The sequence below is a fragment of the Bacillus sp. FSL K6-1284 genome (assembly GCF_038002625.1).
Classification (GTDB): Bacteria; Bacillota; Bacilli; order Bacillales; family Bacillaceae; genus Bacillus; species Bacillus paralicheniformis.
The window spans coordinates 3,247,422-3,270,141 of the sequence record NZ_JBBOCW010000001.1 but is presented as its reverse complement, the minus strand read 5'-3'; the positions used below and the strand labels follow the sequence as shown (position 1 = coordinate 3,270,141).

21 protein-coding genes and 1 other annotated feature (1 of these 22 running past the window's edge) are annotated in these 22,720 nt (G+C 46.8%); of the genes, 17 read left to right on the top strand and 4 right to left on the bottom strand.

The window, feature by feature from the left end; translation table 11 throughout:
* Positions 1 to 13: a binding site (T-box leader), on the top strand (it extends 194 nt beyond the left edge of the window).
* A 112-nt stretch (positions 14 to 125) separates the two neighbouring features.
* Together leuS and MHB72_RS16680 are read left to right on the top strand one after the other, a co-directional pair.
* Complete coding sequence (gene leuS, locus MHB72_RS16685; RefSeq protein ID WP_216919738.1) at positions 126 to 2,540, top strand: leucine--tRNA ligase; 2,415 nt, start codon at positions 126 to 128, stop codon at positions 2,538 to 2,540.
* Between the two features lie 351 nt (positions 2,541 to 2,891).
* A complete protein-coding gene (locus MHB72_RS16680; protein WP_020452652.1) occupies positions 2,892 to 3,296 on the top strand; it encodes a VOC family protein in 405 nt (134 codons plus the stop codon).
* Positions 3,297 to 3,307: 11 nt separating this feature from the next.
* On the opposite strand, the gene MHB72_RS16675 is transcribed toward MHB72_RS16680, so the two are convergent.
* The gene (locus MHB72_RS16675; RefSeq protein WP_020452651.1) at positions 3,308 to 4,201 is read right to left on the bottom strand and encodes a LysR family transcriptional regulator; all 894 of its coding nucleotides are present in this window, start codon (positions 4,199 to 4,201) and stop codon (positions 3,308 to 3,310) included.
* A gap of 127 nt (positions 4,202 to 4,328) precedes the next feature.
* Here MHB72_RS16675 and MHB72_RS16670 point away from each other — a divergent pair, with 127 nt between their 5' ends.
* From MHB72_RS16670 to MHB72_RS16650, 5 genes are all read left to right on the top strand, one after another.
* Positions 4,329 to 5,579, top strand: a complete 1,251-nt coding sequence (locus MHB72_RS16670; RefSeq protein ID WP_340903364.1) for an APC family permease — start codon at positions 4,329 to 4,331, stop codon at positions 5,577 to 5,579.
* A gap of 32 nt (positions 5,580 to 5,611) precedes the next feature.
* Positions 5,612 to 6,499 carry a dienelactone hydrolase family protein gene (locus MHB72_RS16665; RefSeq protein ID WP_216919742.1) on the top strand — a complete coding sequence of 296 codons (888 nt, stop codon included), beginning with the start codon at positions 5,612 to 5,614 and terminating at the stop codon, positions 6,497 to 6,499.
* 18 nt (positions 6,500 to 6,517) lie between these two features.
* Positions 6,518 to 7,282 carry an NAD-dependent epimerase/dehydratase family protein gene (locus MHB72_RS16660; RefSeq protein ID WP_216919744.1) on the top strand — a complete coding sequence of 255 codons (765 nt, stop codon included), beginning with the start codon at positions 6,518 to 6,520 and terminating at the stop codon, positions 7,280 to 7,282.
* Between the two features lie 141 nt (positions 7,283 to 7,423).
* Positions 7,424 to 8,302 (top strand): carbohydrate ABC transporter permease, encoded by an 879-nt coding sequence (locus MHB72_RS16655; RefSeq protein WP_020452647.1) that lies wholly within the window; start codon positions 7,424 to 7,426, stop codon positions 8,300 to 8,302.
* A 16-nt stretch (positions 8,303 to 8,318) separates the two neighbouring features.
* Complete coding sequence (locus MHB72_RS16650; protein ID WP_216919746.1) at positions 8,319 to 9,824, top strand: extracellular solute-binding protein; 1,506 nt, start codon at positions 8,319 to 8,321, stop codon at positions 9,822 to 9,824.
* A 31-nt stretch (positions 9,825 to 9,855) separates the two neighbouring features.
* On the opposite strand, the gene MHB72_RS16645 is transcribed toward MHB72_RS16650, so the two are convergent.
* A complete protein-coding gene (locus MHB72_RS16645) occupies positions 9,856 to 12,165 on the bottom strand; it encodes a helix-turn-helix domain-containing protein (protein WP_216919748.1) in 2,310 nt (769 codons plus the stop codon).
* A 215-nt stretch (positions 12,166 to 12,380) separates the two neighbouring features.
* Here MHB72_RS16645 and MHB72_RS16640 point away from each other — a divergent pair, with 215 nt between their 5' ends.
* The 10 genes from MHB72_RS16640 (at position 12,381) to MHB72_RS16595 (ending at position 19,437) form a co-directional block, all read left to right on the top strand.
* The gene (locus MHB72_RS16640; protein ID WP_020452644.1) at positions 12,381 to 13,346 is read left to right on the top strand and encodes an ABC transporter permease; all 966 of its coding nucleotides are present in this window, start codon (positions 12,381 to 12,383) and stop codon (positions 13,344 to 13,346) included.
* A gap of 28 nt (positions 13,347 to 13,374) precedes the next feature.
* Positions 13,375 to 14,496: a glycoside hydrolase family 88/105 protein gene (locus MHB72_RS16635; RefSeq protein ID WP_216919749.1), complete on the top strand. Its 1,122-nt coding sequence runs from the start codon at positions 13,375 to 13,377 to the stop codon at positions 14,494 to 14,496.
* Positions 14,493 to 14,981, top strand: a complete 489-nt coding sequence (locus MHB72_RS16630) for a lipoprotein YteS (protein WP_216919751.1) — start codon at positions 14,493 to 14,495, stop codon at positions 14,979 to 14,981. The genes MHB72_RS16635 and MHB72_RS16630 overlap by 4 nt, the downstream gene beginning before the upstream one ends.
* A 21-nt stretch (positions 14,982 to 15,002) precedes the next feature.
* The gene (locus MHB72_RS16625) at positions 15,003 to 16,280 is read left to right on the top strand and encodes a Gfo/Idh/MocA family oxidoreductase (protein WP_216919753.1); all 1,278 of its coding nucleotides are present in this window, start codon (positions 15,003 to 15,005) and stop codon (positions 16,278 to 16,280) included.
* A 13-nt stretch (positions 16,281 to 16,293) separates the two neighbouring features.
* Positions 16,294 to 16,941 (top strand): YesL family protein, encoded by a 648-nt coding sequence (locus tag MHB72_RS16620; protein ID WP_023855529.1) that lies wholly within the window; start codon positions 16,294 to 16,296, stop codon positions 16,939 to 16,941.
* Between the two features lie 37 nt (positions 16,942 to 16,978).
* The gene (locus tag MHB72_RS16615) at positions 16,979 to 17,338 is read left to right on the top strand and encodes a DnaJ family domain-containing protein (protein ID WP_023855528.1); all 360 of its coding nucleotides are present in this window, start codon (positions 16,979 to 16,981) and stop codon (positions 17,336 to 17,338) included.
* 104 nt (positions 17,339 to 17,442) lie between these two features.
* Positions 17,443 to 18,561: a response regulator aspartate phosphatase gene (locus MHB72_RS16610; protein WP_216919755.1), complete on the top strand. Its 1,119-nt coding sequence runs from the start codon at positions 17,443 to 17,445 to the stop codon at positions 18,559 to 18,561.
* Positions 18,558 to 18,692, top strand: a complete 135-nt coding sequence (locus MHB72_RS16605) for a hypothetical protein (RefSeq protein ID WP_268461636.1) — start codon at positions 18,558 to 18,560, stop codon at positions 18,690 to 18,692. Before MHB72_RS16610 ends, MHB72_RS16605 begins: the two co-directional genes overlap by 4 nt.
* 82 nt (positions 18,693 to 18,774) lie before the next feature.
* Positions 18,775 to 19,089: a rhodanese-like domain-containing protein gene (locus tag MHB72_RS16600; protein ID WP_020452637.1), complete on the top strand. Its 315-nt coding sequence runs from the start codon at positions 18,775 to 18,777 to the stop codon at positions 19,087 to 19,089.
* A 165-nt stretch (positions 19,090 to 19,254) separates the two neighbouring features.
* Positions 19,255 to 19,437 carry a sporulation protein Cse60 gene (locus tag MHB72_RS16595; RefSeq protein ID WP_003184510.1) on the top strand — a complete coding sequence of 61 codons (183 nt, stop codon included), beginning with the start codon at positions 19,255 to 19,257 and terminating at the stop codon, positions 19,435 to 19,437.
* A gap of 34 nt (positions 19,438 to 19,471) precedes the next feature.
* On the opposite strand, the gene opuD is transcribed toward MHB72_RS16595, so the two are convergent.
* On the bottom strand, positions 19,472 to 21,007 hold the full coding sequence (gene opuD / locus MHB72_RS16590) for a glycine betaine transporter OpuD (protein WP_025810979.1): 1,536 nt from the start codon (positions 21,005 to 21,007) through the stop codon (positions 19,472 to 19,474).
* A gap of 230 nt (positions 21,008 to 21,237) precedes the next feature.
* Positions 21,238 to 22,512, bottom strand: a complete 1,275-nt coding sequence (locus tag MHB72_RS16585) for a BaiN/RdsA family NAD(P)/FAD-dependent oxidoreductase (RefSeq protein ID WP_025810980.1) — start codon at positions 22,510 to 22,512, stop codon at positions 21,238 to 21,240.
* Positions 22,513 to 22,720: the final 208 nt, after the last annotated feature.

Here is a 22,720-nt window from a genome sequence, read left to right as displayed (position 1 = left end):
TCTCGTCCCTTCTTAGGGATGGGAGAGTTTTTTTGATTTTAGAATAATCTGAATATAACGCTGCCAGTCCCGTCCATACTTGAAGACAAAGAAGCCGTACTCATATTCAAAGGAGGTTTTTACAATTGAGTTTTGACCATCAAACAATCGAGAAAAAGTGGCAGGACTATTGGCTTGAAAATAAAACGTTCGCCACGCGTGAAGATAAATCCAAACCGAAATTTTATGCATTGGACATGTTTCCGTATCCGTCAGGCGCAGGCCTTCACGTCGGACACCCTGAAGGCTATACGGCAACTGACATTTTGTCCCGCATGAAACGGATGCAAGGGTACAATGTCCTCCATCCGATGGGCTGGGATGCATTCGGGCTTCCTGCGGAACAATATGCGCTGGATACGGGAAACGATCCTGCCGTCTTTACCGAACAGAACATTGACAACTTCCGCCGCCAGATCAGAGCGCTCGGCTTTTCGTATGATTGGGACAGAGAAGTCAATACAACAGATCCGGACTACTATAAATGGACGCAGTGGATTTTCTTAAAGCTTTACGAAAAAGGTCTCGCTTATGTAGATGAAGTCCCTGTAAACTGGTGTCCTGCGCTTGGAACCGTTCTTGCCAATGAAGAAGTCATCGACGGCAAAAGCGAACGCGGCGGCCATCCTGTAGAACGCCGTCCAATGAAGCAGTGGATGCTGAAGATTACCGCTTATGCCGACCGTCTGCTTGAAGATCTGGAAGAACTCGACTGGCCGGAAAGCATCAAAGAGATGCAGCGCAACTGGATCGGCCGTTCCGAAGGGGCGCATGTTCATTTTGCGGTCGACGGCACAGACGAAACGTTTACGGTTTTCACAACGCGGCCTGATACATTATTCGGTGCCACATATGCCGTTTTGGCTCCGGAGCACGATTTGGTTCAAAAAATCACGACGCCTGAACAGCAAGACGCGGTCGACGCCTATATCGAAGAAGTTCAATCAAAGAGCGACTTGGAGCGGACAGACCTTGCCAAAACAAAGACAGGCGTCTTCACAGGTTCTTATGCCGTCAATCCGGCAAACGGGGAAAAAATTCCGGTCTGGATCGCGGACTATGTCTTGGCTACATACGGAACCGGAGCGGTCATGGCCGTCCCTGCCCATGATGAGCGGGACCACGAATTCGCATCAGCATTCGGGCTGCCGATCAAAGAAGTCGTCAAAGGCGGAGATGTTGAGAAAGAAGCTTATACAGGCGACGGCGAACACATCCATTCAGATTTTCTGAACGGCCTTGATAAAGCGGCTGCGATCGAAAAAATGATTCAGTGGCTTGAGGAAAACGGGAAGGGCGAGAAAAAGGTAACATACCGCCTCCGCGACTGGCTGTTCAGCCGTCAGCGCTACTGGGGCGAGCCGATCCCGGTCATCCATTGGGAAGACGGCACATCGACTCCTGTTCCTGAAGAAGAGCTGCCGCTGATCTTGCCGAAAACGTCGGAAATCAAACCGAGCGGAACGGGTGAGTCCCCTCTTGCGAACATTAAAGAATGGGTGGAAGTGACAGACCCTGAAACAGGCAAAAAGGGAAGACGCGAAACGAATACGATGCCGCAATGGGCGGGAAGCTGCTGGTACTTCCTGCGCTACATCGATCCGAAAAACCCGAACGAACTGGCTTCCCCTGAAAAATTACAGGAATGGCTTCCTGTCGATATGTATATCGGAGGGGCGGAACACGCCGTTCTTCACTTATTGTATGCGCGCTTCTGGCATAAATTCCTTTATGACATCGGGGTCGTTCCGACGAAAGAGCCGTTCAAACAGCTTTATAACCAAGGAATGATTCTTGGTGAAAACAACGAAAAAATGAGCAAATCTAAAGGCAATGTCGTCAATCCGGACGAAATAGTGGAGACTCATGGTGCGGACACGCTCCGACTGTACGAAATGTTCATGGGGCCTTTGGATGCATCGATCGCCTGGTCAACGACAGGACTTGACGGCGCCCGCCGCTTCCTTGACCGCGTATGGCGTCTGTTCATCGATGACAATGGCGGGTTAAACGAGAAGATCGTTGAAGGAGCCGGCGAAACGCTTGAGCGCGTCTACCACGAAACAGTCATGAAAGTAACAGACCATTTCGAAGGTCTGCGCTTCAATACAGGTATTTCTCAGCTGATGGTCTTCATCAATGAAGCATATAAAGCTGATCAGCTTCCGAAAGAATACATGGAAGGCTTCGTGAAATTGCTGTCTCCTGTCGCGCCTCACTTGGCTGAAGAGCTGTGGAGCCGACTTGGACATGAGGAAACGATCACGTATGAAGCATGGCCTGTCTATGATGAAGCAAAGCTCGTTGATGACGAAGTCGAAATCGTCGTTCAGCTGAACGGAAAGGTGAAAGCGAAACTGAACGTTCCAGCCGACGCCGACAAAGAACAGCTTGAAGAGCTGGCGAAAAACAATGAAAAAGTAAAAGAACAGCTCGAAGGAAAAACGATCAGAAAAGTGATTGCTGTACCTGGAAAGCTTGTAAATATTGTCGCAAATTAATGGAAAAGCCCCTTCAATCCGAAGGGGCTTTTCAGCGTGCCGACAAACCCGCGCATTCGTTGGCAGGCCTGCTAAGCCGGTGCTTACGATAGGAGAAAAGATCAGGCGGCTAACCGCCTAACACCGCCGTCACCACATCCTGTGGAAGACCGCTCCGATGCTCGGCTTTCCCAGACTGCAAGGATTGCGGGACAAAGGATGACAAAATCCCAAAACTATAAGCCGTTTTGGGATTTTGTTAATAATCTGAAAGCTCTGTCATTCCGCCGAAAGGATGAAAATATTTCAGCCGTTCGCTTCGTTTCAAATGATCCATGACCGCTTAAAATGGGAAAAAAGGAGATGATTAAGATGCATTTTTCCGATTTTTCCGCCGTACAGGTCAGAATCGCCCGGCCTACAGACCGTTTTGACGAAATCGTTGCGTTTTACGAAAAGGGGCTGGGCCTGAAAAAGCTTGGCGGTTTTTCAGGACATCAAGGGTATCATGGCGTCATGTTCGGCTTGCCGAATGTCCAATATCACCTTGAATTCACCTCCCATATCGGAGGCAGCCCTTGTCCGGCACCGACCAAAGACAATCTGCTCGTTTTTTATATTCCTGATCAGAAGGAAATCAAGAGTATTTTAAAAAGGCTCGCTGACATGGGCCATCACGAAGTGCCGCCAGAAAATCCGTATTGGAAGGACAAAGGGGCAACAGTGGAAGATCCGGACGGCTGGCGGATCGTGCTGATGAATACCGAAGGCATTTAGATATAGGAACGTTATGCCTGTGCCCAGTCTCTTGCTTTCGTGCGGACGATATCTGTAAAAGCCGCCATTGCAGGAGAAAGCCATTTGTTTTTATGATAAGCCATTTGAGTGGAAAACAGGGCGTCGCGGACCAGCGTGCCCTGAAGCTTTCCTTCTTCGATATCAGTGCGCGTTGTGATCAAAGGAAGAAGGGATACGCCCAAACCGCACATCACGCACTGTTTAATCGCTTCGACACTCCAAAATTCCATCGTATGGTCGGCAATGACTCCCCTTTGACGTAAATACTCCTCAAAAAAATCACGGTAGCTGCAGCCGTGCTCCGTATATAAAAACGTTTCATTTGCGGTAAAAGTCAAATCATCAAGGGCCTTTTGTCCTGCCGGGTGTTCCTTGGGAAAGATGAACACCATCGGCTCATTGACCAGCTTTTCAACATGAAGGTCGTTTTCTTTCCGATCGTTGTCCAAGAGAAAAGCGACATCGATTTTTCCCTGCTTCAATTCATCTCTCAGCTGCCAGCACGTGGAAGACTTTAATGTGACCGTGACCTGCGGATACTTGTTAGTAAATTCGTGAAGAATGGCAGGCAATCTGTAAACCGTTAAAGATTCCGAGGCGCCGATGATCAAGTTTCCCGACGGCTCCTGGTCGTTTTCCGGAATGTGCCTCGCTTTTTCATACAGTTCGACCATTTCTGCGGCATAAGGGAGAAGGTGTTTTCCTGCTTCTGTCAGCATCATTTTTTTCCCCAGCCTGTAGAACAGCGGCTTTCTTAATTCTTGTTCGATTGCTTGAACGTGCGAAGTCACAGTGGACTGCGCATATCCCAAATAATCGGCAGCACGGGTAAAACCGCCGATATCCACGATGGTTTTGAATGTTTTCAAATGTCGGATCTCCATCTCGTCATCCCCCTTTTTTATCTTATATCGAAAAATTCGAAGTTGCAGATCGATAATATCTATTTTACTGATGAATTAAACAAGATTACAATCATTTTAAACGACTTTGCGAAAGGATTGTATCAGTATGAGAGAAAAAAAGCTTGGCCCTTTATTATTAAGCGGGCTGATGACGGGGCCTATTTTAGGGTCGGGAATCATTCTGCTGCCGCCGATGATTCATCAGACAGCGGGGGACTATGCGATTTTTGCATGGCTGTTGATGTTGGGAATCGGTTTTTTATTTGCCTGGATTTTTGCCAGATTGAGCGTCGAGTATCCGAATGATGCCGGGATTGCTTATGCGGCTGAAAAAGCGTTCGGTTCCCGTGTTAAAAAGTTGGCAGTCTTTTATTTTATCATGGCTGCGAGCTTCGGCCCCGCCGCCGTATTAATGACGGCCGGCGAATATATTCATTCTCTTGCGGCCGGCACGGCATTTCCTGCTGAACTGTACGGCTTCATTTTTTTTATCTTTTGTATGGTAGTCCTTTGCTTTAATCTTTCATTTGTCGGCATGGTTGCACTCATTTTTTCCACTGCCGCGGCCCTCATTCTGTTTGGAAGCAGCGCGGCTTCTGTGCCTTACTTTCGTGAGGGGCCGCTCGTAGACGGAACATTTCAGTTTGCCGATTTTGGCCGCGGATTGCTGCTGCTGTTCTGGGCATTAGTCGGATGGGAAATCGTCGGCAACTACAGCATGGAAGTGAAAAACCGCGGGAAAACGATTCCCCGGGCCGTCGTGATCAGCAGCCTGACGGTAACGCTCATATATGTGGCGACTGCGGCAGCTGTTCAATGGATTGATCCGGGGTTCTTTGCAAACGGACAATTGAAGCTGGCGATGATGCTGACGCCGTTGATCGGATCTTTTGCATTGCCGGTAATCGCAGTGCTCACCGCTGTTCTCTGTATGTGCGCTTATTTTCAGGTGACAGGCGGAGCAGCCAGGCTGGTGGCATCGCAGGCCGGCGGGCTGTTTGCCCGCAGATCAAGGGGAAATCAGCCGATGGCAGCACTGGGGCTTATGTTTTTCATTCATACCGTCGTTTTTGTCTGCCTGATGTTTCACTTTCTTAATGTTGAGACACTGGTCCTGATCGCAAACGCCTTTTTCATCTGCAACTCGCTGTGCGGTCTTGCCGCTGCTTACAAGCTGCTATCCGGTCGCGTTTACAAAATAGGCTGCCTCTTTCTCATGGGGTGCTTCTCGCTGCTTCTTTTGTTTTCATCACCTTGGATATTACTGTTTATCATGCTGACCAGCGCCTTGTTTATGGTGAACTTCCGTCAACTTATCATCTGGAAAAAGGTAAAACGCCCTTTCAAATCGTATTAATGAATCAAACGGAAAAAAGAAAGGGGAACACGATGCGCAGTCAACTTTTCAAACTGCTCGGCGATTTGCCGGAGAAAAAAAGCATTGATGTGAGCACTCTTAAAATTGAAGAAAAGTCATCTTTTATTCTTGAAACGCTTTTGTTTGATTTAAACGGAATTGAAGCGGTACCGGCCTATTTTGCAAAACCGAAACAGATGAACGGCAAGCGGCCGGCCGTGCTTTACTGTCATTCACACGGAGGACGTTACGAAAGGGGAAAGGAGGAGCTGATTGAAGGAGCGGATTACTTGCAAACGCCGCCGTTCGCCGAGGAATTGACGGCCTTGGGATTTTCCGTGCTTGCGATTGACCATTGGGCTTTCGGAGACAGGCGGGGCAAAACGGAGAGTGAGATATTTAAAGAAATGCTTTGGACAGGACGGGTGATGTGGGGAATGATGGTCTTCGACAGCATCAGAGCCATCGATTACCTGAGCATGCGTGAGGACACAGACGAAAGCCGCATCGCTTTATTCGGCATGTCGATGGGTGGTCTGATGGCCTGGTGGACCGCTGCATTGGATGAACGGGTCAGCGTATGCGTTGATATATGCGCGCAGGTGGACAGCGAAACATTAATCAAGACGCAGAATTTGGACCGTCACAATCTCTATTCGTATGTTCCAGGGCTGGTCAAGCACTTTTCAACCGCTCAAATCGAAAGCCTGATCGCTCCAAGGCCCCATTTAAGCCTGGTCGGAACCGCAGATAAACTAACGCCAGTTCAAGGAATTGACCTCATTGAAGAAAAGCTGTCCGATGTGTATAAAGAAAAAGGCGCCGGTGAACGCTATGAAGTGTTTCGCTCTCATTCAGGGCACTTCGAGACAGCCGGAATGAGGCATAAAGCGATCGGTTTCTTAAAAACATGGCTGTAAAACAGGAGGTGAATCACTGTGAAAAAGGTGACGATCATCGGAGGGAACGGCACGGTCGGCCGCGTGTTAGCGGGCGGATTGGCAGGCGAAGGATACGAGGTGACAGTGCTGGATTTAAAAGAACCGGATGAAAAGCCGGCTGTCCGCTTTGTCCGGGTGGATGCGGCAGATTACAATGAAGTCGTGAAAAGCATTCCTCTGAATACGGATGCGGTGATCAACCTTTTGGCTGTCAAGCCTACAGGCGATTTGCTTGACCGGCGGGAGTTTGAGAAAATGACGGATATCTTTTTTAAAGCGACATATACGATTTTGCGGGCGGCGGCGGAGCTCGGCGTGCCGAAGGTGGTATTTGCAAGCAGCAACCATGTGACAGATGTGTATGAAAAGAACGGCGATTCTCTGCTGGGGAGGAAGATCAACACGGATGACTACCCGCATTCCAAAAGCTTGTACGGCTTGCTAAAATTGGCGTCCGAAAATCTCGGCTATCTTTTCTCGCACCAATCAGACGCCAAGGTTTCCGTGATCAATCTGCGGATCGGGACAGCCGCTGAAAATGAGCAAGAAACGCTGCGCGCAAAACCGAGGAGCAAAAAAACGCTGTTATCCCACCCCGACCTCGTCCAAATCTTTAAAGCCGCAATCGAATCCGGCAAAACATACGGTACATATTATGCTGTCAGCGACAATAAGGGGCGGCCGTGGTCGATCGATTCCGCCATTCGGGAACTGGGGTTCAAGCCGAAAGTCAGCACCTCAGACATCCTTGATGAAGACTGACGTATCATCTTCTAAGGTGATGATCTTTTTCTCCGCTTTTCTGATCCTGCTTAAAAAATGATTATAGACGCTCTCCTTTCTGTTTGCTACATTTTAGACACGATATCGTAATATTTTGACAGCGCTTACAAGGAGGGGGAAATGACGATCAGGCATTCTGCTGGAAGCCGCGTGTTTGACATATTGAATTATTCATTTTTAACAGGGTTCGGATTGGTTTGTGTGCTGCCGTTCATTCATGTTATCGCAGCCTCTTTTGCGACAGTTGAGGAGGTCATTTCGAAAAAGTTTATCTTAATACCGACAACTTTTTCGCTGGATGCGTACAGGTATATTTTTTCAACTGACATTGTGTACAGAAGCTTAATCATTTCTATTCTTGTCACAGCCGCAGGGACGGCGGTCAGCATGTTTCTATCCTCTTTAATGGCATACGGGTTGTCGAGAAAGGAGCTGATGGGAAGGCGCGTCCTCATGTTCTTGGTCGTGTTCACGATGCTGTTCAGCGGAGGGATGATCCCGACCTTTCTCGTTGTAAAATCGCTCGGCTTGCTCGATACCTATTGGTCTCTGATTCTTCCGACGGCCATCAATGCGTTTAACTTGATCATTTTAAAGAACTTTTTTCAAAACATACCGTCAAGCCTCGAGGAATCAGCCAAAATCGACGGCTGCAATGACATCGGAATTTTCTTCCGCATCATTCTTCCGTTGTCTTTGCCGGCGATTGCGACAATTTCGCTGTTTTACGCCGTCACCTATTGGAATACGTACATGCAAGCGATTCTGTACTTGAGCGATGCGACAAAATGGCCGATACAAGTTTTGCTTCGCCAGATTGTCATTGTATCAAGCGGTATGCAAGGGGATATGACGGAGATGGGAGCAGCCGCGGCGCCGCCGGAACAAACGATCAAAATGGCGGTCATTGTCGTTGCAACCATACCGGTGCTGCTCGTGTATCCGTTTATTCAAAAGCACTTTGCAAAAGGCGCTCTTTTAGGGTCAATTAAAGGATAAAAACGGAGGGGACAATATGGGGAAAAAATGGCTGATCGCGATTTTTGCGTTCGCGCTTTTGGCCGGCGGACTGTTTGGCTGTTCGAACAGCGGAGCAGATCAGGCTTCTACAAAGGATGAGAAAGTCGATCTGAACTCGCCTTTGGACTTGAGCTGGATGGTAATCCTTTATCATCAGCAGCCGCCGAAGGATACGGCGATTAAAAAAATCGAGGAGCTCACCAATACAAAGCTCGATTTAATGTGGGTGCCTGATGCAGTAAAAGAAGACCGCTTAAACTCAGCGCTCGCCGCCGGAAACCTGCCGAAAGTCGTCACCATTCAGGACATTAAAAATTCATCTGTCATGAATGCGTTCAGATCGGGGATGTTTTGGGAGGTTGGTCCTTATTTAAAGGATTATCCGAATTTAAGCAAGATGAACAAGCTGATCAATAAAAACGCTTCAATCGACGGAAAGCTTTACGGCATCTACAGGGAGCGCCCGTTATCAAGACAGGGGGTTGTCATCCGTAAAGACTGGCTTGACAACCTTGGGCTCGATATGCCAAAGACGGTTGATGAACTTTACGAAACAGCGAAGGCATTTACAGAAAAAGATCCTGACCAAAACGGAAAGAACGATACGATCGGCTTTACCGACAGAAACGATTTGATCTACGGCGCCTTTAAAACATTGGGGTCCTATATGGGCATGCCGACTGACTGGGAGGAAAAAGACGGCAAGTTCACGCCTGACTTCATGACAAAAGAGTACATGGATACGATGAAATATATGAAAAAACTGTATGATGAAGGGCTGATCAACAAAGACTTCCCGGTTACGAGCAAAACGCAGCAGCAGGAGATGTTTTCACAAGGGAAAGCCGGCATTTATGTAGGAAATATGGTCGATGCCGTCAATTTAAGAGACCAGTCTGTCGATGATAAAATGGAGCTTGAGATCATCAATCGGATCAAAGGACCGGACGGAAAGGAACGCGTCTGGGCATCAGGCGGGCATAACGGAATCTTTGCCTTTCCGAAAACAAGCGTCAAAACAGAAAAAGAGCTGAAGAGGATTCTGGCCTTTTTCGACCGGATCGCCGAAGAGGATGTTTACAGCCTGATGACTTACGGGATCGAAGGGGTTCACTATAAAAAAGAAGGGGAAAAACAATTCAAACGAATTGATGAAAAACTGAAAGACTGGCAGGCGGAAATTCAGCCGCTCGTCTCTCTCGTCGGCATTGATAAACAATATTTGAAAAATACGGGAGATCCGCTCCGCACAAAATATGAAGAGCTGACAGAGGACAATAATGAGATCATCGTCTCAAATCCGGCCGAAAGTTTGTACTCACCGGCCGCATCTGAAAGAGGCGATGAACTGCAAAAGATCATTGATGATGCCACATATCAATTCATCCTCGGCAAAACGGATGAAAGCCAGTTCGAGAAAGCGGTTGAAAAATGGCGAACGAACGGCGGAGATCAAGTAATAGAAGAATATGAAGAGTCATTTAAAAAAGCAGAAAAATAGAAGACAATCCCGGGAAGCCGGGATTGTCTTTTTATGCCGAATGAGTTTTCAGCTCGCGGTATTTGCCGGGCGTGATTCCTTCCAGCTTTTTAAATGAGCGGATGAAATTCTGCGGATTTTTGTATTTCAGTTTTTCAGAAATTTCTTTTACGGACAGCGTCGTTTCTGTCAGCCAGTTTTTCGCGATATGATGCCTGTAGGATGACAAGTATTCGCTGAACGATATTTTCATTTCTTTCCTGAAGATGCTGCTTAAATAGTTGGGGTTGTAATGAAGCCTTCCTGCGATCGATTCGAGCGTCAAGTCCGTGTCGAATTCCTGCTGGATAATATGGACGATTTTTTCTGAGATGTTTTTGTATTGCGATTCTTCTCTGATGCTGAGGGTATCGATCATTTTGACGATGATCTGCGCGTTCAGCCAACTTTCGATCTCCTCGATGGTCGTCAGCTCAAAGACGTCGTCGTACAGCATCGTATTTTCGTTCGGTTCAAAAATTTCGATTCCAAGCAAATGCATAAATTCAATCAAGTTGTTCAAGAGCCTTGCAATCGCTACCTGGCAGTGATGCGGATTCATGTTTTCAGAACAAATCGATTCAAGGAGAAGGTGAAGCTGTTCGGCCGCTTGTTTACGGTTGCACGTTTTAATAGCTTCAAACAGTTCATTTTGGATCTGCTTTGGAAACTGGGTTAAAAACGCTTTGTTACGGTCAAGATGCTCATAGAAAATCACCGCGTGTTTTCCTGATTTCAGACGGTATGTCAGCGCTTCAAGCCCTTCCAAATAAGCGCGCTTCGACATTGCAAGGCTTGTAAACGGCTGGCTGATGCCGATGCTGACGAACAATCCAAGCTCCTCATGAATTTTATCCCTGATGGATGATGCTGTATGCTCCAAGTCCTCCTGAAACCTGTCCAGCGGCTGTCCGCGGTTCAGCATGATGATGGTCTGCGTTTTATCAATGACAACCGGCGGGAGGCGCTTATTCTTGGGCACAGATCGTTCGACAAGGCTGTTGATCGCAAACAGCAGGACATCAAGATCCTTTTTATCATATGATGTGTCTTTCAATGTATCAATTTGCAAGGCAAAAACGGACAGGTGGCTCCAATCTTCAGGGAAGCCGAGCCCTGTAAAGCGGTCTTTGATTTCTTCTTCGCTCAGCTTGCCGAGCAAAAGCCTTGTTAAAAAATACTGCTTCAGCTGGGTGACCTGCTGTTCGACGCGCACCTTCAGATCATGGTTTTTATTTTTCATCTCTTTAATATTCCGTTCAATCAGTTCAAATTCGTTTTTCGGTTTCTCCTGGCCGGAAGCGGCCCCCGCAGAAAAGCCTGAGACGGATTCGTACAAAACCTTGATTGGCCTGTAAAAATGACGAGAACCAAACCAGGAAAATAGGTATGAAAGCGCTAACAAAATGACGCAGATCGTAAACGTAAACCAGCCGATTGATGCCGTCTGCTGATAGAGTTCCGGAATGGTCGTTAACGAAATGTATATCCAATTATTGTAATCTGATTTCTGGTATGTAATGTTATAGGCGGTGTCGTTGACTGTTGTATCAAACTGGCCGTTTTTTTCCTGATGCCGGCGGATCGTTTTGAAATAATCGTCTTGTTTGATCGATTGCCCAATCATTGACGGGTCTGAGTGAAGGATGATCCGTCCGTTGTCATCAAGCACCATCATGCTGTTTGTTTTTGAATGATGCGGCATGCGCTTGACAAGCGAACAAGAAGGAATGCTTGCGATCGCAAGGCCTCTGTTTTCCATGCTGTTCAGCGGAAGCTGTTTGACCAGATTGACGTTGTACAGGCAGTTGCCCGAAGTCCCTTCTTTTGTGGCGACAAGGTCGTTGTTTTTTTCAAGCACCCAGCTGGAGCGGCTTTTTAAGGCGTTGTAAAGCGAGATCGTGATGGCTTGTTTTCCCTGATCTAAAGGATATAAACCGGAATTGTTGATATACCACTTTTTTTCTTGGCTGATCAGCGTGATATCCGACAGATCGGTATCGAATGTCTGCAGTTCGTTTAATTCCTTGTTGATTTGGTTATACAGCTGAAAGCGTTCTGGTGTAATGGTGCGGCTGAGTGTCTGAATTAAAGGATAGGAACGGACGTAATTGGTGAAGGAATGGTCAACCGTTTTTAAAATATGCTCGATATTTAGCTGTGTCTGGCCAACGGTTTGGAGCTTTTCGTTTGTAACGTTTTGTTCAATGGTTTCCGCTGATCTCTGATAGGAAAAAAAGCCGACGATGATGACCGGAATGGTGCTCAGAACGAGAAAGAAGGTCACCAGCTTATAGTAAAACTTATATTGTTTTCTCTTCATAAATTCCCCCCCAACAAATCTTCGTTTGAGTTGTTCATATATAATTAATCCGACTTTTGTGTGAATTTGTCAATAATCATTTTCTAACCATCGTTTCATTTTATTAGGTTTTGCCGGCTGCCGGGCGAGGTGCGGCCGATGTGATGATATGATTGTAGATTTATTTTTTCATGGTGGGATAAAGTGAAAGCAAACATCACGAAGGGAGGCCGTTTATGAAAGCAGCCGATGTCCAGACCGGAAAAAATCCGGCCCATATTGTTGAAAAAAAACGAAAGACGCGTTTTTGGGAAAAGCTTCTCCAGCAAAAATATTTATATTTGATGATTCTGCCGGGACTGATTTATTTTTTGCTTTTTAAGTATGTGCCGATGTGGGGGATTGTCATAGCGTTTCAGGATTACCAGCCGTTTCTCGGCATAACGGGGAGCGAATGGGTGGGTTTTAAGCATTTTGAAAGGCTGTTCACCGAACCGACGTTTTTTATGCTTCTGAAGAATACATTGATTTTGTTTTTCCTCAACCTTGTTGTATTCTTTCCGATACCGATTATTTTGGCGCTTTTATTGAATGAAGTCAGAGTCGCATTGTTCAAAAAGTTTGTCCAGACGCTGATCTATATTCCGCATTTTATGTCATGGGTCATTGTGGTATCGCTTTCATTCGTTCTGTTGACGGTTGACGGAGGATTGATCAATGAGATCATCGCCTACTTCGGCGGAGAAAAGATCAACTTTTTGCTGAATGAAAGCTGGTTCAGGCCGATGTACATTCTCCAGGTCATCTGGAGGGAAGCCGGCTGGTCGACGATCATTTATTTGGCGGCGATTACCGCTGTCGATCCGCAGCTTTACGAAGCGGCGAAAATGGACGGGGCCAATCGCCTGAGGAGGATGTGGCATGTCACACTACCTGCGATCAGAAGCGTCATCGTTGTTTTACTTATTTTGAAAATCGGCGATACGCTCGAACTCGGCTTTGAGCATGTGTATCTGCTTTTAAATGCAACGAACCGCGAAGTGGCCGAGATCTTTGATACGTATGTATACACGGCCGGATTAAAGCAGGGGCAGTTCAGCTACAGTACAGCCGTCGGTTTATTTAAAGCAGCTGTCGGTCTCATTCTTGTCATATTTGCAAACAGGATGGCGAAGAAGTTTGGAGAAGAAGGAATATATTAATATTTTTTGATGAAAGGAATTGAATGACATGAATCAATCTCTCATCACAAAAACGCCTCTTTACATTGCCGAAGAAGCGGCCAAAACAATAATGAAAGCGTATACACCAAAGGAGCTGCCGCCGGCCGGACGCTGGCACTACCATCAGGGTGTATTTCTGTGCGGCTTGATTCGCCTCTGGGAAGAAACGGGGAAAAAAGCATATTTCAACTATGTAAAAGAATACGCCAATGAGCTCATTGACGGCTGCGGGAATTTTTATTTCAGGAGGGATGAACTGGACGCCATACAAGCCGGACTTATCCTTTATCCTTTGTATGATGAAACGGGCGATGAACGCTACCGTAAAGCCGCCAAAAAGCTGAAGGGCCTTTTTGATACGCTGAATCAAACAGAAGAAGGCGGGTTTTGGCATAAAGATAAATATCCTTACCAAATGTGGCTTGACGGGTTGTACATGGGAGGGCCTTTCGCACTTAAGTATGCAAGAGCGTTCAATGAGCCTCAAATGTACGATGTGGTCATCCTCGAAGAAAAACTGATGAGAAAACATACGAAAGACTGCCGGACGGGATTGTATTATCATGCGTGGGATGAAAAGAGGGAAATGCCCTGGGCCGACCCCGTTTCAGGCTGTTCTCCCGAATTTTGGGGAAGGTCAATCGGCTGGTACGCGCTTGCACTGAGCGATATGATCGAACTGCTCCCGCAGGGGCATGACACGAGACAGGAGTGGACCCGGGTGCTTCAAGAGATGGTCAAAAGCATTGCCAATTTTCAAGATGAACGCACAGGGTTATGGCACCAGGTTGTCGATAAAGGCGGACTTCCGGACAATTGGCTTGAAAGCTCCTGCTCGTGTTTATATATGTACGCGATGACGAAAGGAGCTCGCATGGGCTATATCGATTCATCATATATTGATAGAGCCGCAAAGGCTTTCAAAGGACTCGTCGAAGAGAAAATCGAGCTGAGCGCAAAAGAAGGCTTGCTTTTAAAAGATATTTGCGTCGGAACTTCTGCAGGGACATACGATTATTATGTCGGGCGGGAAAAAAGCACCAACGATCTTCACGGTGTCGGCGCATTGATCATGGCTCTTGTAGAACTTGAAAAGACCGGCCGCTTTTCCCGCGAGGCAGTGAAGTGAAGAACTTCGCTTTCTCCGTCCTTCTATTTGCAGCAGTGCTTCTTTTTTCCTCATGCGGAAAGGATGGGGGCGGGGGAACAGACGTATTGATCTTTTCGGATGCACCGGCTGAAATAAAGGAAAACGTCCAGCGCGCAGCCGGGAAAGAACAGCTCAACATCACCGTTTTCCCGGCTGCACCGGAAAAACTTCTAGTTGAAATTGCGGCGAAAGAAGGAGATCTGTTTATCGTTCCAGAAGACATGTTTAAACCTTTTTACGATCCTGAAGGACTTCAGCCATTGAATGTTGCTTCGGAAGAAAAAGAGCCGTACAGCGCTCCGGGCAAAAACGGGGACGTACAGCTGTATGCGGCTGTCATTGAAAAAGGAGAAAAACGTTTGAACGGCTATACGTTTCAGCTGAATACAGACATGGCAGCTTTCATACCGGTCTATGCGAAGAAAACCCCTGAAGCGACGGAACTCATCGAAGCGCTTCGCTGAAAATGAAAGGGGGAGGAACCGATGAAAACATATGCGATATGCGGTCTGAGCGGCCGCGCTTTTAACATGTTTATCGAGCCTCTAGTGGGAAAATACGGGGAAGAACACCGCATCACCGCGCTCCTGGACAGCGATCCGCTAAGGGAAGAAGTCTGCAAAGACAGGTTTCCGGCGCTTCGTCCTGTCCCGTTTTTCAAGGAGAAAGCGTTTACCGAAATGCTTGATAAAATCAAGCCGGACGCCATTATTGTAGCAGGCCGTGATGATACGCATGTCCGCTATATATTGGGCGCCTTACAGGCGGATATCGATGTGGTCACTGAAAAGCCGATGGTGACAACAGCACGGGATGCGGCAGCCGTATTAAAAGCTGAAGCCGCGAGCAAAGGAAAAGTGACCGTTTCGTTTAATTACCGCTGCAATCCGTACCACCGCAAGATCAAAGAGCTGATACTTGAAGGAAAGCTCGGCAAGATTACGTCGGTTGACTTGAACTGGTACATCGATACGTATCACGGCGCAAGCTATTTTAAACGCTGGAACAGGATGAGAGCATACTCCGGCGGGCTTTCCGTCCATAAGTCAACCCATCATTTCGACCTTGTCAATTGGTGGCTTGCTCAAACGCCTCGCGAGGTTTTTGCCTATGGAGGCCTGTACTACTACGGACCCGGCGGCGAAATGAATCCTGAAAAAGGGGAAAAACGCTATTGCGGAACATGCCATGTCAAGAAGAAGTGCCGCTATTATATGAGGTGGCAGGCAGGCGACCCGCAGGACGACCATGTCAAGACCAACGAAAGCCAGCAGCTGCTCTATACCGATTACAGGCCTGACGCGTGTATTTTCGATGAGGAAATCGATATCGAGGATACGTATGCAGCCGTTTTGAAATACGACAAAGGGGCGCTGCTGAATTACTCCGTCCATTTTTCAGCCCCGTATGAAGGCTACCGGCTTGCAATCAACGGGACAAAGGGAAGGCTTGAAACGCAGGAATATCATGCGCCGGCAAGGGTTCCATTTGAAGTTCCCGAACAGACCATCGATTATTATCCGCTGTTTGAATCGAAAGAAACGATTCGCGTCGTCAGGCAGCCCGGCGGGCATGGCGGAGGAGATCCGCTGCTTTTGGAAGAGCTGTTTGGCGGAGAAGACCCGTTGAGGAATTACGACATTCTGGCCGGTGCCGAAGCAGGCGCCTATTCAATTGCAGCCGGCGAGGCATTATGGCGCTCCATCAAAGAAAAAAAGCCGATAGGAATCAGTGAACTTCTGTATACCCGGCAATATACATAAAGGGGGGGAATTCGTGGAACAAAGCGTCTCCATGGGAAGGGTGCTGAGTTTTTGTGAATGGGTGCTGAAGTTTTTTTACGCCAATCTGCTGTGGTTTGTTTTTACGCTGCTAGGCCTTGGCGTCTTCGGGTTTATGCCGGCGACGACTGCATTGTTTTCCGTGATGAGAAAATGGATTATGGGCAAAACCGATATTCCGATATGTAAAACGTTTTGGCAGGCGTACCGCGGCGAGTTTTTTCGTTCCAACGTCATCGGTCTTATTCTGGCGGCAGTTGGCATCATCATTTATGTTGACCTTGCTTTTATTTATCCGGAGCATTTCCTATTGCACGTTCTCCGGTTCGTCATTATGATTTTTGGGTTTTTGTTTTTAATTATGCTGTTTTATATGTTCCCGCTGCTCGCCCATTTCGATTGGAAGAAGCGGATGTATTTTAAGTTTTCGCTGATTCTGGGCATATCGTATTTACAGTATACATTAACAATGATGGCGGTTGCTGCCGTGCTTTATATCGCTTTTGCCTTTCTGCCCGGAATTGTTCCTTTTTTCAGCGTCAGCCTGCTCAGCTATGCGGTCATGTGGCTGGCATATCAAGTATTGAAAAAAGCGGAGGCCGTAGAACAGAGGGGAACTGTCGTAACGACAAGACACACCTGAACCTTTGCTTCAGGTGTGATGAGAGGAGATGGCCCACATGAGTGAAGAATTTGAAAAACGATATCTTCACTGGATTGATCAAGCTGTAAAGGAAAGCGAAAAGAAAGACGACTTCAAGTCCCTCCCCGGTTTTGGAAGACCGCTCAGTAAAGAGGCGCTCGAAGGGGATGCGCTTTCGTCAACTCTTAAAAACGCCCGTTATCTGCCGGAGTGGCTGAAGCTGCAAAAGGAAATTAAACAAGAGATTGAAAAAGCGATCAAATCGAATCAGCGCGAAGCGCTGATCGATGCCATCAACCTAAAAATTAAAAAATACAACCTCACCTGTCCGAACCAATTCCAAAAAGGCCTTGTTTCAGCCAAAAACCTCGAAAGCCAGCTCAAATATTGGAGCTGATGCCACTCCTTGCACTTATTCATAAAAATAATTGCCAATAACAATTATTTTCTGTAAAATAAAGTTAATAAATGTAATTTTTGTGTTTTTAAAAAGAAGAAAGGATGAATGAAGAAGTGGAAGCGAAAGCGGCATACGAAAAAGCGGCCGGGCTCTTGAATCAGTGGTACACCATGATCAAGCGCCATGAAGCGCTCCAGGCTGTATCTTTGAGATACGAGATCCGAAACCTGCTCTCTAAAATGGAGAAAAACAGAGATTTGGAGCTCTATTTTCAGCTTTTGGACTACCGCTGCAAATTGATGATGGAGCAGTTTGCAGAATCAGCCGAGCTCTTCCGGAAGATTAAAAGGCAGAAGGAAACGGTTAAGAACGCGGATGACATCATTCAGTACTATTTTTTCTTTTTTTCAGGCATGTATGAGTTTTATGAGAAAAACTATCTTGAGGCGATCAGCTGTTACAAAAAAGCGGAAATGAAGCTGCATAAACTGACCGATGAAATTGAAAAAGCGGAATTTTACTATAAGATCGCGACTGCCTACTACCAAATAGATGATCATTTCAGATCGTTGAACTACTCCGAAAAAGCGCTCTCACTTTTCAGCAAGCATAAAGAATACATAGACAAAACGATCGGGTGCGAAATGATTCTCGGGTCGGTTCAGTTTGAACTGTTCCGCATCAAACAAGCCGAGGAACACTACGGCCGGGCGCTTGATCAGGCCGTTTCCCTCCAAAACCGGCGAATCATCGGGCTGATCTATCATAATATGGGTCTGAACTACGCCAAATGCAGCATGCCGCTTTTGGCGGAGGAGCACTATAGAAAAGCTCTTTCAATCGGTGTCCATGAGCAATCGGTTTTTGGCATTAACACCCTTTTTGAGCTGTCCCACCTCTTGTACAAAAACGGTTCTCCCGAAGAAGCGAGACGTCTCTGCAAAGAGGGATTTACCAGAGCGGCGGAACAAGGAGAGGATGAATACGCGGCGAAATTCAGGCTGATTTTCGCCCTGTATGACGCGGGCCATCCGCTCGATATTGAACTTTCGCTTGAATACATGAGCGATAAACGGCTATGGCCGCATGTTGCCGAACTGACAAAAGATATAGCCGATTACTACATGAAGTCCGGCGACCATGAAAAAAGCGCGCTTTACCTGGAAAAATCGCAGCATGCCAAGAATCAAATATATAAAATGAAGGAGGGGCTCATATGAAAAAATCCATTTGTTTTTTCACCGTCATGCTTGTTTGTCTGATAGGGGGAAGCTTCACAGGCGATTCTGCAGCACAGGACGGATCGTTCCAGACATTGGGAAAATCAGTGTTTCCTGACAGTGGACGATAGAGAAAACCTGCTGAAATAGAAATTGCCTCCCGACTTTTGCTATAATAGTCTCACCTAAAGGCAATTGAAGGGAGCAGTAACGATGACGATAAAAGAGATTTCGGCTGATGAACTGAAAGACAGGCTTGCAAAAGGAGAAACGCTGAACATTATTGACGTCAGAGAAGATGAAGAAGTGGCTGAAGGAATGATCCCTGAAGCCGTTCACATTAAAATGGGGGATATTCCTGAAAAACTCGATGTCTTCCAAAAGGAGCAGCCTTATATTTTTGTCTGCCGATCAGGCAAGCGCAGCGAAAATGTCTGCCTCTATTTGCAGGATAAAGGCTTTGATGTCACCAATATGGTCGGCGGCATGCTCGAATGGACCGGAAACACAAAGCCGAAAACAAAATAAGCGGGTCCGGCTTCTTATCTGTACAGATAAGAAGTTTTTTATTTATCACATGTCAGGAAACGCTCGGAGCCTCCTGCCGGCGACCTTCAAGGTTCTTTCGATCAGGATTTTAAGCATAACTTCGGTTGTGTGCGAATACCTTTCATTATAGAAAGGAGAGAGCGTATGCTGAAGGTAGCCGTATTTGATGAAGAACACGAAAAAGATTTGCAGCATGAGATCAATGAATTCTTAAAAAAGCTGTCGGAAGACCAGCTGGTCGATATAAAATATGACGTATCAGCCGCATGCGATCCTCAAGGCGAACAGCTTTACTGTTTTTCTGCGTTAATTTTATACAGGACATAAAAAAACAGCTCTTCAAAGGAAGAGCTGTTTTCGTTTATGCTTTTTTCACCCTCGGGCTTCTTGGCTTCTGGAATTTCTCAGCCTGTTTAATTTCTTTCCGCTCTTGTGACAGAGATTTATACAACGATACAAGCATGAAAATCACGACGACTGAGAACGGCAGTGCGGCCAGGATGGCGGTGTTTTGCAGGGCCGATAGTCCGCCTGAATACAGAAGCGCCGCAGCCATTGCTGACTGGATGATGCCCCATGATACCTTGACCGAATTCGCAGGATTCAGTGAACCGTAAGTCGTTTGCATGCCGAGAACAAATGTTGCCGAGTCTGCGGAAGTGATAAAGAATACGGCAATGAGCACCAAGGCAATGATAGATGTAATCATCGCCAGCGGATAGTGGTCAAACATGCCAAACAGCATCGTGTCTGTAGACAGTTTTGCAACGTTAAAAGTCCCTTTTTGCTGAAGATCCATCGCTGAAACCCCGAAAATTGAAAACCATAGAAACGCCAGCACAGTAGGGGCAAACAATACGGCAATCAAAAATTCCCTTATTGTGCGCCCCCTTGATACGCGGGCGATGAAAATACCGACAAACGGCGACCAGGAGATCCACCAAGCCCAGTAGAAAATCGTCCATGAATTGATCCATTCACGGCTGTCCGGATCATTAGGCGCAAGGCGGAAGCTCATTTGCACCACGTTGGAGATATACGTTCCGATCGTGTCCGTAAACGAGTTCATAATCAACACTGTCGGTCCCACGAACAGCATAAAGATCATCAGGATGCCGGCCAGCACCATGTTCGTATTGCTCAAGTACTTGATGCCTTTTCCGATACCGCTCCATGCGGAAATTAAGAACAGCACGGTAACGACTGCAATAATTGCCAGCTGCACTTGAAAGCTGTTCGGCACTCCGAATAGATAATGGAGTCCGCCGTTGATCTGCGTGGCGCCGATTCCGAGGCTTGTTGCTACACCGACGACGGTTGCGAAGACAGCGATGCAGTCAATCCCTTTTCCAAGCGGTCCGTTGACTTTGTCGCCGAAGACCGGAAACAGCGTCGCGCTGATCAAGCCAGGCGCGTCTTTTCTGAATTTAAAGTACGCGATGCAAAGAGCAACGATCGCATAGATCGCCCATGCATGCAATCCCCAGTGGAAAAATGTATACCTCAGAGAATCTCTGAAGGCCTGGGCTGTTTCTGTTTCACCTGATGGAGAGCTAATGGCAAAATGGCTGATCGGTTCAGCCGCGCCATAAAATACGAGACCAATGCCCATACCTGCGCTAAAAAGCATGGCAAACCAAGATAATCGAGAGAATTCAGGTTTTTCTTCAGGTTTCCCTAATTTGATCTTTCCGATCGGACTGAAGATCAAAAAGATGCTGAATGCCACAAACAGAGAAACCACCAATAAATAATACCATCCGAGTGTGTTCGTAACATAACCTTGAATCGAAGTCGTTAACGCCTGAAGGTTATCAGGAGCAACGATTCCCCATAATACAGCTGCTGCTGTGATAACAATCACAATCCAAAAAACGCTTGAAATATTTTTCAAAATCATCCTCACCCTCTAATCATTTTTCGTCCTTACTCCCATCATTATGTTTAGTATGAGTTGCACATATAAAATTCATTCTCTCTCAGGAAGTTTGACCTAGCTTCCCCTATTACCCCACAATCAGGTGAAACAAAACTCTTTAACCGTAACATACTTTTCAAAAAAGGCACAAGTCTCAGCACTGCGCTGAAACTCTGCCATTCCACATTTGTCAAGGGTTTGGAGCAATTTTATTTTTTTCTTCGGCAAAGTGAAAATTCGCCTGCATTCATGCCTGCAAGTCTGCCTGTGACAAGCGCGGATGTGATATTGTACCCGCCCGTATAGCCGTGAATATCGAGGATTTCCCCGCAGAAATAAAGCCCCTCCTTTTTTTTGGACGCCATTTTTTTAGGATCGATTTCTTTTACGGAAACCCCTCCGCCGGTCACAAAGGCTTTGTCAAGCGAAAGAGTGCCGTTCACGTTGACGGTAAACTCTTTACAGTCTTTGACGAAAGCTCTGAAACGGTCTTTGGAAAGGGATGAAAACGTTTCAGAAGGATCAATCTTGTTGCGCTCGAGAAGAAACAGCAGATACCTTTCCTGCATCCAAGGCTTCAGCATGTTTTTGAGTGATTTTTTCGGAGCGTCCTTTAATTCTTTATGCATGTTTTGAAAAAGCTGTTCTTCATGAATGTCAGGGAACAAGTCGATTTTCAGCCTGACTTTTTCCTGCTTTTTCAACTCTTTAACGACAAATTGGCTGCACCTGAGGACAGCGGGCCCAGAAAGTCCAAAATGGGTAAAAATCATATCCATTTGGTGGGTGATGACCGGTTTTCCTTTTTTGTTCAATACGCTGAGAGCGACGTTTCTCAATGATAGGCCTTGCAATGTTTTCTGCTTGATAAAAGGTTCGTCAGACGTAACCGGAACTTCTGTCGGGAACAGTTCCGTAATCGTATGGCCAGCTTTTTCCGCCCATTCATAGCCGTCTCCGGTCGATCCTGTATGCGGGACGCTTTTCCCGCCGACAGCGATAACGACAGAGCCCGCTCCAATTTCTTCGCCGCTGCCTGTCACGATCCCGCACGCTTTTTCTTCATTGTATAGGACTGTTTTCACTTTTTCGTTTGTCCGCACGCTTACATGAAGCTGTTCAAGCCTTGTTAAAAGTGCATCCACTACGCTCTGCGCCTTGTCGGAGACAGGAAACATTCTTCCGTGATCTTCCTCTTTCAGCTTGACGCCAAGGCGCTCAAAAAATTTGATGATGTCCTCGTTGTTAAATTCAGAAAAAGCGCTGTACAAAAAGCGTCCGTTTCCGGGAATATGCCGGATGATCTCATCAACCGGCAAGCGGTTCGTCACATTGCACCGTCCGCCTCCCGAAATGGCCAGCTTGCGGCCGAGTTTGTTTCCTTTGTCAATCAAAAGTACGTCCGCCCCCTGTTCACCGGCCGCGATGGCGGCCATCAGCCCGGAGGGGCCTCCGCCGATGACGATGACATCAAAATACTTCATACCAATATCCTCAACTTTCCTGTCTTGTAGAGCCTGCATTCTGTGCAGGCGGGAGGGATTTCATCAGATAATATCCGCGCTCCATCTTCTTATTATAACGAAAGATCGGCTGGATGAAAAAACGTTAAAACATGGGGATGTTAAAATTTAGCCATGTTATTATTACCTGAGTAATGCGCCTGTATGTTAAAATAGAAAAGTTGAATCT